15 protein-coding genes are annotated in these 18,028 nt (G+C 56.6%); 6 read left to right on the forward strand and 9 right to left on the reverse strand.

The features are described from left to right. Positions 1-7: 7 nt before the first annotated feature. Genes PGR29_RS10965 through rutA form a run of 5 tightly spaced genes read right to left on the reverse strand, consistent with a single transcriptional unit; the run spans position 8 to position 3,584 of the window. Positions 8-598, reverse strand: coding sequence for a malonic semialdehyde reductase (locus tag PGR29_RS10965; RefSeq protein ID WP_213317056.1), 591 nt, complete (start codon positions 596-598; stop codon positions 8-10). Next, positions 595-1,398 (reverse strand): pyrimidine utilization protein D, encoded by an 804-nt coding sequence (gene rutD, locus PGR29_RS10970; RefSeq protein ID WP_316424523.1) that lies wholly within the window; start codon positions 1,396-1,398, stop codon positions 595-597. The genes PGR29_RS10965 and rutD overlap by 4 nt, the downstream gene beginning before the upstream one ends. Then, complete coding sequence (gene rutC / locus PGR29_RS10975; protein WP_020079164.1) at positions 1,395-1,787, reverse strand: pyrimidine utilization protein C; 393 nt, start codon at positions 1,785-1,787, stop codon at positions 1,395-1,397. Before rutC ends, rutD begins: the two co-directional genes overlap by 4 nt. After that, positions 1,780-2,490, reverse strand: coding sequence for a pyrimidine utilization protein B (rutB, locus tag PGR29_RS10980; RefSeq protein ID WP_316424650.1), 711 nt, complete (start codon positions 2,488-2,490; stop codon positions 1,780-1,782). The genes rutC and rutB overlap by 8 nt, the downstream gene beginning before the upstream one ends. Positions 2,491-2,492: 2 nt before the next feature. Next, complete coding sequence (rutA, locus tag PGR29_RS10985) at positions 2,493-3,584, reverse strand: pyrimidine utilization protein A (protein WP_213317058.1); 1,092 nt, start codon at positions 3,582-3,584, stop codon at positions 2,493-2,495. Positions 3,585-3,868: 284 nt separating this feature from the next. Here rutA and rutR point away from each other — a divergent pair, with 284 nt between their 5' ends. Beyond that, positions 3,869-4,507 (forward strand): HTH-type transcriptional regulator RutR, encoded by a 639-nt coding sequence (gene rutR, locus PGR29_RS10990; RefSeq protein WP_316424524.1) that lies wholly within the window; start codon positions 3,869-3,871, stop codon positions 4,505-4,507. Here the strand turns inward: rutR and PGR29_RS10995 are convergent. Together PGR29_RS10995 and putA are read right to left on the reverse strand one after the other, a co-directional pair. Beyond that, positions 4,504-4,899 (reverse strand): lysozyme inhibitor LprI family protein, encoded by a 396-nt coding sequence (locus PGR29_RS10995; RefSeq protein ID WP_087858034.1) that lies wholly within the window; start codon positions 4,897-4,899, stop codon positions 4,504-4,506. The genes rutR and PGR29_RS10995 overlap by 4 nt on opposite strands. Positions 4,900-5,080: 181 nt before the next feature. Then, positions 5,081-9,043 carry a trifunctional transcriptional regulator/proline dehydrogenase/L-glutamate gamma-semialdehyde dehydrogenase gene (putA, locus tag PGR29_RS11000; protein ID WP_316424525.1) on the reverse strand — a complete coding sequence of 1,321 codons (3,963 nt, stop codon included), beginning with the start codon at positions 9,041-9,043 and terminating at the stop codon, positions 5,081-5,083. 422 nt (positions 9,044-9,465) lie between these two features. On the opposite strand from putA, the gene putP reads away from it, so the two are divergent. After that, a complete protein-coding gene (putP, locus tag PGR29_RS11005) occupies positions 9,466-10,974 on the forward strand; it encodes a sodium/proline symporter PutP (RefSeq protein ID WP_045365591.1) in 1,509 nt (502 codons plus the stop codon). Positions 10,975-11,071: 97 nt separating this feature from the next. Here putP and PGR29_RS11010 read toward each other — a convergent pair whose 3' ends face one another. Further along, on the reverse strand, positions 11,072-12,160 hold the full coding sequence (locus tag PGR29_RS11010) for an AI-2E family transporter (protein WP_087858033.1): 1,089 nt from the start codon (positions 12,158-12,160) through the stop codon (positions 11,072-11,074). Positions 12,161-12,401: 241 nt separating this feature from the next. Between PGR29_RS11010 and PGR29_RS11015 the strand changes: the two genes are divergently transcribed. Then, positions 12,402-12,836, forward strand: a complete 435-nt coding sequence (locus PGR29_RS11015; RefSeq protein ID WP_316424526.1) for a DUF3574 domain-containing protein — start codon at positions 12,402-12,404, stop codon at positions 12,834-12,836. Between the two features lie 33 nt (positions 12,837-12,869). Here PGR29_RS11015 and PGR29_RS11020 read toward each other — a convergent pair whose 3' ends face one another. Beyond that, positions 12,870-14,054 (reverse strand): NupC/NupG family nucleoside CNT transporter, encoded by a 1,185-nt coding sequence (locus PGR29_RS11020; protein WP_113374216.1) that lies wholly within the window; start codon positions 14,052-14,054, stop codon positions 12,870-12,872. 274 nt (positions 14,055-14,328) lie between these two features. Between PGR29_RS11020 and efeU the strand changes: the two genes are divergently transcribed. The 3 genes from efeU to efeB are packed head-to-tail and all read left to right on the forward strand — an operon-like array spanning position 14,329 to position 17,628. Continuing rightward, positions 14,329-15,159, forward strand: a complete 831-nt coding sequence (gene efeU, locus PGR29_RS11025) for an iron uptake transporter permease EfeU (protein WP_047043553.1) — start codon at positions 14,329-14,331, stop codon at positions 15,157-15,159. Between the two features lie 53 nt (positions 15,160-15,212). Further along, complete coding sequence (gene efeO, locus PGR29_RS11030; protein WP_087858030.1) at positions 15,213-16,340, forward strand: iron uptake system protein EfeO; 1,128 nt, start codon at positions 15,213-15,215, stop codon at positions 16,338-16,340. A 4-nt stretch (positions 16,341-16,344) separates the two neighbouring features. Continuing rightward, positions 16,345-17,628 carry an iron uptake transporter deferrochelatase/peroxidase subunit gene (gene efeB, locus PGR29_RS11035; protein WP_316424527.1) on the forward strand — a complete coding sequence of 428 codons (1,284 nt, stop codon included), beginning with the start codon at positions 16,345-16,347 and terminating at the stop codon, positions 17,626-17,628. Positions 17,629-18,028 lie beyond the last annotated feature (400 nt).

Below are 18,028 nucleotides of genomic sequence, written 5' to 3' on the forward strand. Positions count from 1 at the left end.
TGTCTCCTTATGCCAGCAGGCAGGCTTCATCAAAGCTCAGGCGCGGCAGCCGGTCGTACAGTTTGTCGGGGTCGCCATAGCCGATATTCACCAGCAGATTGCTTTTCCAGCCGCTGTCGGCGAAAAACGCCGCATCGACTTTCTCGCGGTCGAACCCCGACATCGGACCGGTGTCGAGGCCCAGCGCGCGGCAGGCGAAAATCAGATACGCCGCCTGCAGCGAGCTGTTGCGAAAGGCGGTTTCCTCGGCCAGATGCGGGCTGGAAGTAAACCAGCTCCGGGCGTCGCCGTGGGGAAACAGCGCGGGCAAGCGGTCGTAAAACGCGCTATCCCAGGCCACGATGGCGGTGACCGGCGCCTGCATGGTTTTTTCCATATTGCCGCTGGAGAGCGTTGGGCGGAGTTTCGCTTTGCCCTCGGCGCTGCGCACAAAAACGATTCGCGCCGGTGAACAGTTGGCCGAGGTCGGCCCCATTTTCATCAAGTCGTAAATCTCCTGCAGCTGCCGATCGCTAACCGCCTGTTCGCGCCAGCCGTTGTAGGTTCGGGCGTGGGTGAATAGTGTCTCGCAAGCCTTTTGGTTGATTGCTTCGCTCATATATTCTCCTCGGCGACCGGCAGCAGGGCCGCCAGTCCGTCGCATAAAAGGGGGTTAAACGTCTCGCTGTCGGTAACGTTACAGGCGTGGCCGCCCCAGGCCATTTCCACGAGTCGGCTATTGGGGATAGACGCCTGCAGCATTCGCGAGCAGGAGGCGGGTACCAACAGGTCGTCGGCGGCGCTGATGATAAGCGTCGGGCAGGCGATAGCCGCCGCGCGGCGCGAAAAATCCGCCTGTTTCAGGGCCTGCAGCCGTTTCAGTAAATTCTCCTTGCCCTGGAAATGGCTAATGGCCAACGCGTCTTCAGCTTCGAGACGCGGCAGGCGGGCCGCCATCCACTCCGCCGGATAGAGAAACAGCGGTTGAGCCTCGACCCACGCCTGAGCGCCGCCGGCATGCAGCAGGCGTTCGCGAACCTGAAAGCAGCGGCGGGTATGCGGGGAAAGGGTTAGCCAACCGTTAACCAGCACCAGCGCGCGGACCGCGCGCGGATAGTCGAGCGCTAACTGCATCCCAATCAGCGCCCCCAGGGCGTGGCCAACCAGCGCGAAGCGCATGATGCCCGCCGCCTGCAGGGCGCTGAACAGCTCCTGCGCCATCGTCGCCATGCTGTAATTTTCCGGCAACGGGCCGCGGTTCTCCCCGGTACCGTTATGGTCATAGAACACCAGTTGATAATGCTGTGCCAGCGCCGCCCGCTGCGCCAGCCAGTACGCGCCACCGCCGCCAAGACCGGCGCTCAGCACCACCACCGGCGCGCCGGGCCACGGCGGCGGGGCAATATTGAGCCTCATCATGTTGGAGTACCGATATGGGCGACGCTGGCAATCTCCACCAGCGCATCGGGTTTCACCAGCCCGCACTGAATACAGAAACGCGCCGGTTTATCACCGGGGAAAAACTCAGCGTAGACCTCGTTAATCGCGGCGTAATTTTGCCAGTCGGTGATAAAGATACTGTTGAAGGTCACATCCGCCATGCTGCCCCCCGCCGTTTCGATAACGCTTTTGATAATCTCCAGCACGTGACGGGTTTGCGCTTTTGGGTCGCCGGGGTAGAGCACATTGTTTTGCTTATCAAACGGCAGAGTGCCGGAGACATATACCACCCCGTCGGCGAGCGTCCCAGGAACAAAGGGGGCAATCGGCGTAGCGGTGCCGGGGGGAATAATCACCTGTTTAGGCATAGCGTTTCTCCTCGGTAAAAGCGAGCGGGGCGGCGCCTTCTATGGCACGACAGAAGCTACCGACATCGCTGACCCAGCCGAAAAAGGTTTCAATGTTGAACAACGCCGCCTGTTGCGCGAAGGCGGGGCCTGCCTGATGGGTAGCATCTTCCAGCACCACGCCGAAGTATTCGAGGAAGAAGCCATCGCGCAGCGTCGATTCGACGCAGACGTTGGTGGCGATGCCGGTGAACACCAGGTGGCGAATACCGCGGCTGCGTAAAATGCTGTCGAGCGGGGTATTGAAGAAACCGCTGTAGCGCGGTTTCGGCAGGACGATATCGCCCTCCTGCGGCCGCAATTCATCAACCAGTTGATAATCCCAACCGCCTTTCGCCAGTAATTTACCCTGCAGTTCGGGACGTTGGCGCATGGTCTTCAGCGCGTTGGATTTATGGTAATTCGGCGAGCCGGGACCGCCGGCTTCCACATACTGTTCGTCCCAGCCATTCTGGAACCAGATGATTAACATGCCGGCGGCGCGGGCGGCGGCCACCGCGAGATTAATATTATCGATAACCGGCCGGGTGGCGGAGACGTCAAAACCGGCGAGATCCAGGTATCCGCCCTGGCTTGCATAGGCGTTTTGCATATCGACCACGATCAGCGCGCTGTGCTGCGGCGACAAGGTCAGCGATTCCGGGCGAGCGGGAAGGGTAATCATCATCAGGCCACCTCGCGGTTAATGGGAGCAATGTGGTCACGGCAGCGCATCAGCGGCTGAATACGTTCGCCGAAGGCGTCAATGCCCTGCAGGAAATCATCGAAGGTCAGCAGTACGCCGTCGGTACCGGGGACCGCCGCCACCTCATCGAGCATACGGGCGACGTTGGCATAAGAGCCGACGAGGGTGCCCATATTGATGTTGACCGCGGAGGTGGGGTCGGCCATCTGGCGGACGTTGGTATCGCTGCCGGAGCGGGTATCTTTCTGGCTCTGTTCGGTCAGCCATGCCAGCGCCTCGTCATCCGCGCCGGCCTTGTAGTGTTCCCATTTAGCGCGGGCCGCTTCGTCGGTTTCGTCGGCGATCACCATAAACAGCACGTAGGAGCCGACGTCGCGACCGGTTTTTTCCGCCGCCTGCATCATACGTGCGGCGGTGGGCGCGAAGGCGGCGGGGGTATTAACCCCTTTGCCAAAGCAAAAGTTGTAGTCGGCGTGTTGGGCGGAGAATGCCATTCCGGCGTCGCTTTGCCCGGCGCAGATAACCTTCATCGGCTGCGAGGGCCGTGGGCTAACCCGGCAGTCGTTCATGGTGAAGTAATCACCTTTAAAATCGCTGCGCCCGGTGCCCCACAGATCGCGCAGAACCGTAACGTATTCAGTCAGGTAGTCATAGCGGCTGGCGAAGTATTCGTCGCCGGGCCAGATCCCCATCTGGTCATATTCCGGTTTTTGCCAGCCGGTCACCAGATTCACGCCAAAACGTCCGCCGGAGATAGAGTCGATAGTCGAGGCCATGCGGGCGACGATGGCCGGAGGGAGCGTCAACGTCGCGGCGGTGGCATAAATCTCTATCTTCGACGTCACCGCTGCCAGACCGGCCATCAGGGTGAACGATTCCAGGTTGTGATCCCAGAACTCGGTCTTCCCTCCGAAGCCGCGTAGTTTGATCATGGAGAGCGCGAAGTCGAAATGGTAGTGCTCGGCCTTCTGCACAATCGCCTTATTCAGTTCGAAGGTAGGCATATACTGCGGTGCATGGGTGGAAATTAACCAGCCGTTATTACCAATGGGAACGAAAACACCGATTTTCATAACTACCTCTCTGTCGTCATGGAAGATGAAATCGCGCGGTGTGGCATCCTGCCTCTCCCCGAACCACCTCGCAGAAGAAATAAAGCAAAGGTAATGCCAGTTTTAAAAAGGGTTTTGTTATTAATGTGTTGCGTAATGGTTGCTGGATTTGAGGATGAAAATGTGGACTGAATGGTCAAAATCAGTGCACGAAAAAACGGCAGTCATGCGCGATCGGAGTGCGCAGGGTCGTGTCGGCGAGGGGCTTTTGCTATGCTGAAGACGACTACTGAAGGAGAAGACGTATGGCACAGGGCGCCGTGAAAAAAATCGGCAAGCGTTCACAGGCGGTGAGCGCCAAAAAAGAGGCCATTCTGGCCGCTGCGCTGGAGACCTTCTCGCAGTTCGGCATTCACGGTACGCGGCTGGAGCAGGTCGCTGAACTGGCCGGGGTATCGAAAACTAATTTACTCTATTACTACCCGTCAAAAGAGGCGCTGTACGTTGCCGTGCTGCAGCGGATCCTCGCCATCTGGCTGGCGCCGCTGCGGGCATTTCGCGAAGATATCAGTCCGCTGGTGGCGATCCGCGAATATATTCGCCTCAAGCTTGAGGTATCGCGCGATCATCCTCAGGCCTCCAGGCTGTTCTGTCTGGAGATGCTGCAGGGGGCGCCGCTGCTGATGGGCGAACTGACCGGCGATCTAAAGGCGTTGATAGATGAAAAGTCGGCGATAATCTCGTCATGGATTGATAGCGGCAAGCTGGCGGCGGTCGATCCGCAGCACCTTATCTTTATGATCTGGGCGACGACGCAGCATTACGCCGATTTCGCCACTCAGGTGGAGGCGGTGACCGGCGCAACGCTGCAGGATGAGTTGTTTTTCCAGCAAACCGTGGATAACGTGCAGCGGATGATTATCGAAGGGATCCGCGTACGTTAATTGGCCGGCGGCAGCGGGCAGTTTTGGTCGCCGTCTTCGCACTGAAGCAGCGAGGCGAGGAAGGCTTCGCGCTCGACGCTCTTATCGGTCATACACTGGCTTATCAGCATCGGTTGCATACTGCCGCCTTCCGCGCCGGAAGCGAGAAACGCGCAATCGGCGTCACGCAGGGAAATCCACGCCTGCTGGGCTTTTTTCAGCAATTCCAGCTGTTGGCCGGAGGCGCGTTTCAGCGCCTGCTGCCAGGTCTCATTCAGCTTTTTATCGGCCGCCTGATATTGTGCGGCGGCACACTGATTCATTTCGGTTTGCGTGTTGGCGTTGCTGCAGTCATCCGCCCACGCCGCACCGCTGGCTAATAGGGCAGCCACGGCAATTAAAGTGCGTTTCATCGTTCTACTCCCATAAAAAAAGCTCCCATCCGGGAGCCTTAATTAAGCACAGCTGACGTCGGCTGTCATTAGTTGAACACGCCGTAGATTTCCCGGAAGACGGCGCACAGCGCCTCATCCGGGCTACCCTTTGGCGGGGTTATGTAGCCCCGGTAAGCGTAGCGCCACCGGGGAGCCCGTTTTAGCCGATGGTCATGAGGCTGGCGTTACCGCCTGCCGCGGCGGTGTTGACGCTCAACGAACGCTCGATATACAGGCGCTCCAGCAGCAGATTGGTTTCGCCGCGGGCAAAGCCCTGCACCGATACAATCGCCCCGTCGCGCGCCGCCACCTGCTCACACAGCTCGCGCAACTGATCGGAATCACCGTGATAAATGACCGCGTCGAAAGCCTGGCTGGTCAACTGATCCGCTTTCGCAAAATGAATCCGCTCGCTGACCTCACGCGGCAGTTTCTTCGCCAGTTCGCGCTGCAGGGCGCTATCCGGCCACAGCACTTCACAGCCAACCGCCATCGCCGCCGCCAGCTGAATCAGCGCGTCCTGCTCGTTATCCGCCACGCACAATACGCGTTCGCGCGGCATCAGCGTCAGGGTATTACGCTCGCCGGTTGGTCCTGGCAGCAGGCGTTGAGTGCCGCTTTGCGCCAGCTCGCTGTATTGCTGACACAGCGCCTGCAGTTCAGGACGGCCTGCCGCCCACTGCTGCAGCGCCTGCAGCGGTTTTTCCAGCAGCGTTTTCAACTGGGCGTCCAGCGGACGCTCCGCATCCTGGCGGGCGAAAGTGACGCCGACCGCGCCCTGCGGGCGACTGGACAGCAGGCGATACAGGTACAGCGGGCCGCCGGCTTTCGGGCCGGTACCCGATAACCCTTCGCCGCCGAACGGCTGTACGCCGACCACCGCGCCAACCATATTGCGGTTAACATACAGGTTGCCGACTTTCGCGCTGCCGGTGACCTGAGCGATGGTTTCGTCGATGCGGGTATGCACGCCGAGGGTCAGACCGTAGCCGGAGGCGTTAATCTGCTCGACCAGCTTATCCAGTTCGTTACGGTTATAGCGCACCACGTGCAGAACCGGGCCAAAGACCTCTTTTTTCAGTTCGTCGAAGCTTTCGAGTTCGATAAGCGTCGGCGCGACGAACGTACCGTGATTCCATTCGCGGGCATCTTCGCTATTTTCACGTACCGCCTGGAAGACATTGCGGCCTTTCGCGCGCAGCGCCTGAATATGGCGTTCGATATTCTCTTTGGCTTCCGCGTCGATTACCGGGCCGATATCGGTGGTCAGGCGACCCGGATTCCCCATCCGGCATTCGCTCATTGCGCCGCGCAGCATGGTTAACGTATGGTCGGCGACTTCTTCCTGCAGGCACAGCACGCGCAGGGCAGAACAGCGTTGGCCGGCGCTGTCGAAAGCCGAGGCCAGTACGTCGATCACCACCTGCTCGGTGAGCGCCGACGAGTCGACGATCATCGCGTTCATACCGCCGGTTTCCGCGATAAGCGGTGTCGGACGGCCCTGCGCATCAAGGCGGTTAGCGATGTTGCGCTGCAGCAGCGTCGCTACTTCGGTCGAACCGGTAAACATTACGCCGCGTACGCGTTCATCTGAGGTTAGCGCGGCGCCGACGGTTTCCCCGCGGCCCGGCAGCAGTTGAATCACGCCCGGCGGCACGCCGGCTTCCAGCAGAATCGCCACGCCTTGCGCGGCGATAAGCGGCGTCTGCTCGGCCGGTTTGGCCAGCACGCTGTTGCCTGCCGCCAGCGCCGCGGTAATCTGGCCGGTGAAGATCGCCAGCGGGAAGTTCCACGGGCTGATACAGACGACCGGACCTAACGGGCGGTGGGTTTCATTATCGAAATCGTCACGCACCTGACCGGCATAATAGTGCAGGAAGTCGACGGCTTCGCGCACTTCAGCAATGGCGTTGCTGAAGGTTTTGCCAGCTTCGCGTACCAGGATCCCCATCAGGGTCGGCATCTGGCTTTCCATCAACACGGCGGCGCGCTCAAGAATGGCGGCGCGTTCCTGCGGCGGGGTGGCGAACCAGATTGGCGCGTTATTGATAGCGCTGGTTAGCGCCTGCTGCACTTCGGCATCGCTGGCTTCGCGCACGTAGCCGACGATATCTTTCGGTTCTGCCGGGTTGATGACCGGCTGCATTTCGCCTTCGGCCACCGGCTGCTCCAGCATCGGTAGCGCCTGCCACTTGTGCAGCGCGCTGTTAAGCAGCGAAGAGGAGAGGGAGGCCAGTCGGTGTTCGTTAGCCAGATCCAGACCGGCGGAGTTGCTGCGGCCGTTACCGTAGAGATCGCGCGGCAACGGAATTTTCGGATGCGGCAGGCCGGCCTGGCCTTCCTGCTGCGCCAGTTTTTCGACCGCGCTGACCGGATCGGCCACCAGTTCGTCCAGCGGCAGGGTATTATCCGCGATACGGTTAACGAAGGAGGTATTGGCGCCGTTTTCCAACAAACGACGTACCAGATAAGCCAGCAGCGTTTCATGGGTACCGACCGGCGCGTAGATACGGCACGGACGGTTTAGTTTGCCGTCGGCGACTTTGCCCACGACCTGCTCATACAGCGGTTCGCCCATGCCGTGCAGGCACTGGAATTCATACTGGCCAGGATAGTAGTTTTGTCCAGCCAGTTGGTAGATAGCCGCCAGCGTGTGGGCGTTATGGGTGGCAAATTGCGGATAAATCAGGTTCGGTACCGCCAGCAGCTTTTTGGCGCAGGCGAGATAAGAAACGTCGGTGTAGACCTTACGGGTATAAACCGGATAGCCTTCGAGGCCTTCCATCTGCGCGCGTTTGATTTCGCTATCCCAATAGGCGCCTTTCACCAGGCGGATCATCAGGCGACGACGGCTACGGGTCGCCATGTCGATCAGCGAATCAATCACAAACGGACAGCGTTTCTGGTAGGCCTGAATAACAAAGCCGATTCCGTTCCAGCCGGCCAACTCCGGTTCAAAGCACAGTTTTTCCAGCAGATCGAGGGAGATCTCCAGACGATCGGCCTCTTCGGCGTCGATGTTAATACCGATGTCGTACTGGCGCGCCAGCAGCGTCAGCGATTTAAGGCGCGGATAGAGCTCTTCCATGACCCGATCATACTGCGCGCGGCTGTAGCGCGGGTGCAGCGCGGAGAGTTTAATCGAGATACCCGGACCTTCATAAATGCCGCGGCCGTTGGAGGCTTTACCGATGGCGTGGATCGCCTGCTGATAAGAGACCATGTAGGCCTGCGCATCGGCGGCGGTCAGCGCGGCTTCGCCGAGCATATCGTAGGAGTAACGGAACCCTTTCTCTTCCAGCTTGCGGGCGTTGGCCAGCGCTTCGGCGATGGTTTCCCCGGTGACGAACTGCTCGCCCATCAGGCGCATCGCCATATCGACGCCTTTGCGGATCAGCGGTTCGCCGCTCTTGCCAATAATGCGGTTCAGCGAGCGGGAGAGGCTGGTCTCGTTATGGGTCGACACCAGTTTCCCGGTAAACAACAAGCCCCAGGTGGCGGCGTTGACGAACAGCGACGGGCTACGGCCGATATGCGATTGCCAGTTGCCGTTGCTGATTTTGTCGCGGATTAGCGCATCACGGGTGGCTTTATCCGGAATACGCAGCAGCGCTTCGGCCAGGCACATCAGCGCCACGCCTTCTTGTGAGGAGAGTGAGAATTCCTGCAGCAAGCTTTGCACCATCCCGGCGCGGCCGCTGGCGGTTTTCTGATTACGCAGTTTTTCCGCCAGTTGGTAAGCCAGCTTGTGCGCCTGTTCGCCTAACGGCTGCGGCAGACGGGCCTGTTCCAGCAACATCGGTACCGCATCGGTTTCCGGGCGACGCCAGGCCGCGGTGATCGCCGCGCGGCTGACCGACTGCGGCAGGATTTGTTCGGCGAATTCGAGGAACGGCTGATACGGCTCGTCCGCCGGAGCGCCTGCTTCATCACTTTCATTGGCGGCGCCGGAGAGGAGCGCCGGCAGTTCCGGCAGCGTCTCGTCGTTTTCCAGCTTTTCCAGATAGTTGAAAATGGCTTGCTTAATCAGCCAGTGCGGCGTGCGGTCAATACGGCTCGCGGCGGACTTAATGCGTTCGCGCGTGGCGTCGTCAAGTTTTACACCCATGGTGGTGGTGCCCATTGCGGGAACTCCTGTTAGCTATGTAATGCCCTTTTATCGGTTGCGTAGAAATATCACCTATGTTGCAACTTTGTGCAACCTTGTTAATTGTGACTTGGCTAGCAAGCTGAGAAATGAATGAATTGTTAATGGTGTTGATAAGATTTTCCAATAAATAGCCTCATTCAAATAACGTATTTATCTGCGTTGCTTAACAGTTTTTTCAGGTGCAACCCGTAAAAACGTGAGGGAGTGCAACCTATAGAAAATTGCTATTTTTCCTGAGACAACTTTCGTGTAAATGCTGTGTTAAATCGTTTGTGAAATACCGACGCATCCGTCAGGATACGCTCGCCCAATACAACCAATACGCCATTACCCCGTTCCGGTAGTGGCTAAAACGACAAAGTTGGACGTTGTCGAAATAAATTCTGGAGATTTGCATGGCTATTAGCACACCCATGTTGGTGACGTTTATTGTTTATATTTTTGGCATGGTACTGATAGGTTTTATTGCCTGGCGCTCAACCAAGAACTTTGACGATTATATTCTCGGCGGCCGCAGCCTTGGGCCATTTGTGACCGCGCTCTCTGCCGGTGCATCGGATATGAGCGGCTGGCTGCTGATGGGGCTACCGGGAGCGATTTTCCTCTCCGGGATTTCCGAAAGCTGGATCGCCATCGGCCTGACCCTGGGGGCGTGGATTAACTGGAAACTGGTGGCCGGGCGTCTGCGCGTGCATACCGAAGTCAACAACAACGCCCTGACGCTGCCGGACTATTTTACCGGCCGCTTCGAAGATAAAAGCCGCGTGCTGCGTATTATCTCCGCGCTGGTTATCCTACTGTTCTTCACTATTTATTGTGCTTCCGGGATTGTTGCCGGCGCGCGTCTGTTTGAAAGCACCTTTGGTATGAGCTATGAAACCGCGCTGTGGGCCGGCGCCGCGGCGACAATCATTTATACCTTCGTGGGCGGTTTCCTGGCGGTAAGCTGGACCGATACCGTGCAGGCCAGCCTGATGATCTTCGCGCTGATTTTAACGCCGGTGATGGTGATTATCTCGGTCGGCGGTTTCGGCGATTCGCTGGAAGTGATTAAGCAAAAAAGCATCGAAAATATCGATATGCTCAAGGGACTGAACTTCGTGGCGATTATTTCGCTGATGGGTTGGGGTCTCGGTTATTTCGGTCAGCCGCATATTCTGGCGCGCTTTATGGCGGCGGATTCTCATCACAGCATTGTTCATGCGCGTCGTATTAGTATGACCTGGATGATCCTGTGCCTGGCGGGCGCGGTATCGGTTGGTTTCTTCGGTATCGCCTACTTTAATAACAACCCGAGCCTGGCGGGCGCGGTTAACCAGAACGCCGAACGGGTATTTATCGAGCTGGCGCAAATCCTGTTTAACCCGTGGATTGCCGGGATCCTGCTGTCGGCTATTCTGGCGGCGGTCATGTCGACCCTGAGCTGCCAGCTGCTGGTCTGCTCCAGCGCTATTACCGAAGATCTGTATAAAGCCTTCCTGCGTAAAAACGCCGGTCAGAAAGAGTTAGTCTGGATCGGCCGCTTTATGGTGCTGGTGGTGGCGCTGATTGCGATTGCGCTGGCTGCTAACCCGGAAAACCGCGTACTGGGTCTGGTCAGCTACGCATGGGCAGGCTTTGGCGCCGCATTTGGCCCGGTCGTGCTGTTCTCGGTGATGTGGTCGCGTATGACCCGTAACGGCGCGCTGGCCGGGATGATTATTGGCGCGGTCACGGTTATCGTCTGGAAACAGTTCGGCTGGCTGGGACTGTATGAAATCATCCCTGGCTTCCTGTTCGGCAGTATCGGGATTGTGGTCTTCAGCCTGCTGGGCAAAGCGCCATCGGCGGCGATGCAACAGCGTTTTGCCGAAGCGGACGCGCATTACCATTCCGCGCCGCCGGTACGTGCTACCGCTGAATAAAAGTAGCGAGCATCAGAAACCGCAACGGCTCCCATCAGGGAGCCGTTTTTTTTCGCCGCCTGTAAGGCCCGGCGGAAAGCGACTGGCGGCAAGGCGGTTACTTCGCCGCGCCTTCGTTTACCCAGTTCATGAAGATCAGATACCCGATGGAGAGCAGGGTGGCGCCAATAAACATCCCGAGAATGCCATCGGTGGCCATGCCGCCCAACGCGCCGAGCAGAACGATCGGCATCGGCGCATCTACGCCGCGGCCCAACATCAGCGGTTTGAGGACGTTATCGACCATCCCGGCGACAATCAGCAGGACGGTAAACACGACATTCACCGCGGTGCCGTGGTCGCCGGTCATCCACATAATGGCAATCGCCGGGGCGGTAACCAGAATCACCGGGATTTGCGCGATGCCGAGCACCAGCGCCAGCACGAAGAAGATGCCGGCGGCCGGGATCCCCGCCAACGCAATGATAATTCCCGTCAGCAAGGCCTGAATCAGCGCCACGCCAATAACCCCCTGCGCCACGGCGCGAATGGTGCCGGTGCACAGGCGACTCAGGGCAAGACCTTTATTTTCATCGGTGATACGGATGGCGATACGTTTGGCGCTGTTGGCGCCCGCCGCGCCCCAGGTCATGATGGCGCCGGCAACAATAAAGGAGAGAACAAAGCCCAGCAGCCCGCCGCCCATACTTGCCAGCACGCCGAGCACCAGTTTTGCCGCCTCGCCAATTTGCGCGTGATAGCTACTCAGTACGGCAGGCAGGTCCGCTGAGGCTTTCAGCCAGAACGCATATAGCTTACCGCCGACAAGGGGAATAGAGGCGACGTTAGCCGAAGGCGGCGGCAGCGTCAGATCGCTGCCGCTGACTTTATCAATCAGGCTACCGGCGCTTTCGCCAAGCGAGGTCACCATGAAAATGGTCGGAATGACGATAATCAGCAGGCCGAATAATACTAATATGGTCGATGCCAGCCCCTGCCGCCCGCCTATGCGTCGCGCGATGTGTTGATGTAAAGGATAGAGGGTGACGGCCAGAATCAGCGCCCACAGCATCATGTTCAGGAACGGCGAGAAGACGGTAAAGCAGAAGGAGGCCAGCGCCAGTATCAAGCCGAACTTAATAAACATATCGAGAAAGCGGGTGACAATTCTTTTCTCAATATTAGCTAACTCATTATTTTCTATCATGAATTATTCCAGTTGTTATTTTACGCGGCCGCCAGGCCAGTTAAAAACGCTCAACTATAGAGAAGTCTTTGAAATAAAAAACGCAGGAAATAATTTAAAAAAGAATTTCGCCCAGGCTGTGTTTATCAGTGTAGAACAAAAGAAAATACGCCGTATCGCCAGAGAGTAATGTTCGCGCATCTCTTGCTAATTCACTGAAAATACGCTGATATCTGTGTACAAAAAACCATGAGGATAGCAAATGAAATTACCCCAGGGCGCTGCGGCGCTGATCGTTGCCGCACTATTGGCAGGATGCGTGGCGCCATCCGAAAAAAGCGCCGCGCACGTTGATAATAACGCCTGCCCGGCGGATAACAGGATGATGCAAACCACCCTTTATTTCGGCCTTAGCCGGCCGGCGGGGAAAGATATTACCGCCCAGGAGTGGCAGCAGTTTGTCGACCGCGATGTGACGCCGCGTTTTCGCGATGGCCTGACGGTTTTTGACGCCCGCGGCCAGTGGTTAGGCAACAATGGCGCAGTCGCCCGCGAGTCCAGCAAGGCGCTCATGCTGATTCATAGCAAAGATGCGAAAAGCGAGCAGGGGATTGAAGCGCTGCGTAATACTTATAAGACGCGGTTCGCCCAGGAGTCCGTTATGCGCGTTGATCAGCCGGTGTGTGTACATTTCTGAAGAACAGGGCGGGGAGAGCCCCCGCCCGACGAGTTACAGCACCAGCCCGGCAAAACTGGCTGACAGCAGGCTCACCAGCGTCGCGCCATAGACCAGACGCAGGCCGAAGCGGGAAACGGTGTTGCCTTGTTGCTCGTTAAGCCCTTTAATCGCCCCGGCAATGATGCCAATGGAGGCGAAGTTGGCAAACGAGACGAGGAACACCGAAAGGATCCCTAGCCCGCGCGGCGTCATGCTGGCGGCAATTTTCTGCAGTTCGATCATCGCCACGAATTCGTTAGCGACCAGTTTGGTGGCCATAATACTCCCGGCATTTAACGCGTCGCTTAAAGGGATACCCACCAGCCATGCCAGCGGATAAAAGACGTAACCGAGGATTTGCTGGAAGCTTAGGCCGAAAACGGTCGCAAATAACGCATTAACGGCGCTAATCAGGGCGATAAAGCCGATTAGCATCGCCAGAATAATCATCGCCACCTTAAAGCCTGCCAGGATATATTCGCCCAGCATTTCAAAGAAGCTCTGCGATTCATGCATCTTTTCAAGCTTTATTTCTGCTTCGCTACCGGGGCGCGTAGGATTAATAATCGACAGCACAATAAAGGTGCTGAACATATTAAGAATCAACGCCGCCACCACGTATTTCGCATCAAGCATAGTCATATACGCGCCGACGATCGACAGTGATACCGTTGACATGGCTGTTGCTGCCATCGTGAACAGGCGACGCGAAGAGAGGTCGCCGAGTACACCTTTGTAAGCAATAAAGTTTTCCGACTGGCCGAGGATCAGCGAGCTGACGGCGTTGAAGGATTCCAGCTTGCCCATGCCGTTCACCTTCGACAGTAGGGTGCCGATAAGACGAATAAAGATCGGCAGAATACGCCAGTGTTGCAGAATACCTATCAGCGCGGAAATAAAGACGATCGGACACAGTACGCCGAGGAAAATAAAGGCCAGTCCTTTTTCACCCATTCCGCCAAATACGAAGTTGGTCCCTTCAGCGGCGAACCCGAGTAACGAAGCAAAAAAGCCAGAGATATTTTTCACTATCCATAAACCGCTTTCGGCGTGAAGGAAAAAGAAAGCCAGGGCGATTTCAATAATAATTAACTGCAGAATATAGCGAATGCGGATTTTTTGTCGGTCATAGCTGGCAAGCCAGGCAAGGCCAAGAATAACCGCCAGCGCCAGCAGGAAGTGCAAAATTTGAGTCATGTTATTTATTTCGCAGATAAATCAGGACCGCCATTTAGCCACAGCGCTCAAGCCCGGTAAATATGCGACATAAAAAATCATGCTATATGCCATTTTAATGCTTAGCTGGTGAGATATTTTCGCAAGTGACTATTTTGTAGCGATTAATTTACAACTAGTCATCATTCCCTGAACATTTCGCTTGTGTTTCTCATTGTTGTAATGATAATCACTATCAGAAATATTTACCTATCTTTGCATCCGTTGACTGCGGTTCACATTTAAGGGTTTCGGCATGTTTGTTCCATTTCTCATCATGTTACGCGAAGGGCTGGAAGCCGCGCTGATTGTCAGCCTGATTGCCAGCTATTTAAAACGAACCCAGCGCGGCAGCTGGATCGGCGTCATGTGGATTGGCGTATTCCTCGCGGCGGCGCTCTGTCTCGGGCTGGGGATTTTTATTAACGAGACCACCGGAGAATTTCCGCAGCGCGAACAGGAGCTGTTTGAAGGCATCGTGGCGGTGATAGCGGTATTTATCCTCACCTGGATGGTGTTCTGGATGCGTAAAGTGTCGCGCAACGTCAAACAACAGCTGGAACAGGCGGTGGATAACGCGCTGCAGCGCGGGAATAACCACGGCTGGGCGCTGGTGATGATGGTGTTTTTTGCGGTTGCCCGCGAAGGCCTGGAGTCGGTCTTTTTCCTGCTGGCGGCATTCCAGCAGGATGTCGGCATCTGGCCGCCGCTGGGGGCGATGCTCGGCCTGGCGACGGCGGTGGTATTAGGTTTCCTGCTTTACTGGGGCGGTATCCGCCTTAATCTCGGCGTGTTCTTCAAATGGACCAGTCTGTTTATCCTGCTGGTGGCGGCCGGTCTGGCCGCCGGGGCGATTCGCGCTTTCCATGAGGCGGGGCTGTGGAATTATTTCCAGAACGTCGCCTTTGATCTTAGCAACGTGGTATCGACGCATACGCTGTTCGGCACGTTGCTGGAAGGCATCTTTGGTTATCAGGAGACGCCAACCGTCAGTGAAGTGGCGGTTTATCTCCTCTATTTGATCCCGGCGCTGGTGTGCTTTGCCTTGCCGCCGGGCAGCAAAACGACAGCATCGCGAGCCGCGTAATTCAGGCGCCGCTGATTAATATAGTTACAACATACTTTTCGAAAGGGATGGTCATGATAATTCATTTTCGCCGTACTGCGCTGCAGTTAACCGTCGCCGCGCTGTTTAGTTCCGCATTTTACGCTCAGGCTGCGGATATCCCGCAGGTGAAGGTCACCGTCAACGACAAGCAGTGCGAACCGATGAATGTGACGGTGAAGGCGGGTAAAACCCAGTTCATCATCCAGAACCACAGCCAAAAAGCGCTGGAGTGGGAGATCCTGAAAGGAGTAATGGTGGTCGAGGAGCGTGAAAACATCGCGCCAGGATTTACGCAAAAATTGACGGCCAACCTGCAGCCGGGCGAATACGATATGACCTGCGGCCTGCTGACTAACCCGAAAGGTAAGCTTATTGTCACCGGTGAAACCAGCAAAGATGCGGCGAAAGCCAATGCGGTGCTGAGTCTTGGCGAGGCGATTACTGCCTATAAAGCTTACGTTACCGCGGAAACCGCGCAGCTGGTTAGCGGCACTAAAGCCTTTACCGATGCTGTAAAAGCCGGTGATATCGAGAAAGCGAAGGCGCTGTACGCCCCGACCCGTCAGCACTACGAGCGCATCGAGCCGATTGCTGAGCTGTTCTCTGACCTCGACGGCAGCATTGACGCCCGTGAAGATGATTTTGAGAAAAAAGCTGAGGATCCGAAATTCACCGGTTTCCACCGCCTGGAAAAAGCGCTGTTTGGCGATAACAGCGTGAAGGGAATGGAAAACTATGCCGAACAGTTGAACAGCGATGTGCTGGAACTGCAAAAACGCATTAGCGAGCTGGCTTTCCCGCCGTCGAAAGTGGTAGGCGGCGCGGCTGGGCTGATCGAAGAAGTGGCGGCCAGCAAAATTAGCGGCGAAGAAGATCGTTACAGCCATACCGACCTGTGGGACTTCCAGGCTAACATCGACGGCGCGCAAAAAATCGTTGACCTGCTGCGCCCGCAGCTGCAAAAAGATAATAGCGCGCTGCTGGCTAAGGTTGACGCCAACTTTAAAAAAGTTGATGCCATCCTCGCTAAATACCGCACGAAAGACGGTTTCGAGACCTATGACAAGCTCACCACCGCTGACCGTAATGCGCTGAAAGGGCCGATCACGACGCTGGCAGAAGATCTGGCACAGCTGCGCGGGATTTTGGGCCTGGATTAATTCGATGACACAACAAAAACCACGCGACGTGAATGAACCGTCACGTCGCCGCTTACTGAAGGGGATCGGCGCGCTTGGCGGCGCGCTGGCCATCAGCGGGGGCTGCCCGATGGCGCAGGCGGCGAAAGCGGAAAGCTCTCCCGGTACGCTTGCACCGGATGCGCGTCAGGAAAAACAGCCATTTTATGGCCCGCATCAGGCGGGCATCCTGACGCCGCAGCAGGCCTCGATGATGCTGGTGGCGTTTGATGTGCTGGCGGCGGATAAAGCCGACCTCGAACGCCTGTTCCGCTTGTTGACCCAGCGGATCGCCTTTTTAACCGCAGGCGGTCCGGCGCCGGATACCCCGAATCCCCGATTGCCGCCGATGGATTCCGGGATTTTAGGGCCGTGGATTGCGCCGGATAACCTGACTATCACCGTCTCGGTCGGCCATTCGCTGTTCGATGAGCGCTTTGGATTAGCGGATAAAGCGCCTAAAAAACTGCAGGCAATGACGCGTTTCCCGAATGATTCGCTGGATGCCGCGCTGTGCCATGGCGATCTGCTACTGCAGATTTGTGCCAATACCCAGGATACGGTCATTCACGCACTACGTGACATTATCAAGCACACGCCCGATCTGCTGAGCGTGCGCTGGAAGCGGGAAGGGTTTATTTCTGATAGCGCGGCCCGTAGCAAAGGCAAAGAAACGCCTATTAACCTGCTGGGCTTTAAAGACGGTACCGCTAATCCGTCGAGCCAGGATAAAGCGCTAATGGATAATGTGGTGTGGGTTACTGCCGACCAGGGCGAACCGGCCTGGGCGATCGGCGGTAGTTATCAGGCTGCGCGTATCATTCAGTTCCACGTTGAGTTCTGGGATCGTACGCCGCTGAAAGAGCAGCAGACTATTTTTGGCCGCGATAAACATTCTGGCGCGCCGTTAGGGATGCAGCATGAACATGATGTTCCGGACTATAGTCGCGATCCGAACGGCGAAGTGATTGCCCTTGATAGCCATATTCGCCTTGCGAACCCGCGTACTTCGGAAACGCAGTCCAGCCTGATGATGCGCCGCGGTTACAGCTATTCGTTGGGAGTCACCAACTCGGGGCAACTGGATATGGGGTTATTGTTCGTCTGCTATCAGCACGATCTGGAAAAGGGATTCCTGACGGTGCAGAAACGGCTGAACGGCGAGGCCCTGGAGGAGTACGTTAAACCGATTGGCGGCGGATACTTCTTTGTATTGCCCGGCGTGATGAATAACCAGCATTATCTTGGACAATCGCTGTTGCAAGCCTGATAGACGTCCTGCCGGCGAAGGCAGGGCGTTTTCTGCTGTTTTTCTCGGATTCAATATATTTCCTGCCATGTGTTATATTTCTGTAATACAAATGACGGATAGTTTTCTACAATGATTTTAGAAACCATTGTTGCGTCAATGTAAAAAATAAGTTGCATTAAGAATAATTTTTGATGTACTTATTACATACGCGGTAGTTCCCGGCAGTGATGTCGCTCACTATGGAGATCGCGAATGGTAAGGTCCTGTAGCGGACAACGTAAAACCACATACCGTACTTTCCAGCACGGAGGCCCAGCTTCCGGCAGCGATTTTCACTCTGTAACCCCAATCTCTTCCACTACTAATCAGGCTAACTCTGGCAGGGTACGCGGTGCGCGTAGCCGCGACTCGTTGTCCA

Origin of the sequence: Klebsiella sp. 141203, from assembly GCF_032601985.1 — a bacterium.
Lineage (GTDB): Bacteria > Pseudomonadota > Gammaproteobacteria > Enterobacterales > Enterobacteriaceae > Klebsiella > Klebsiella aerogenes.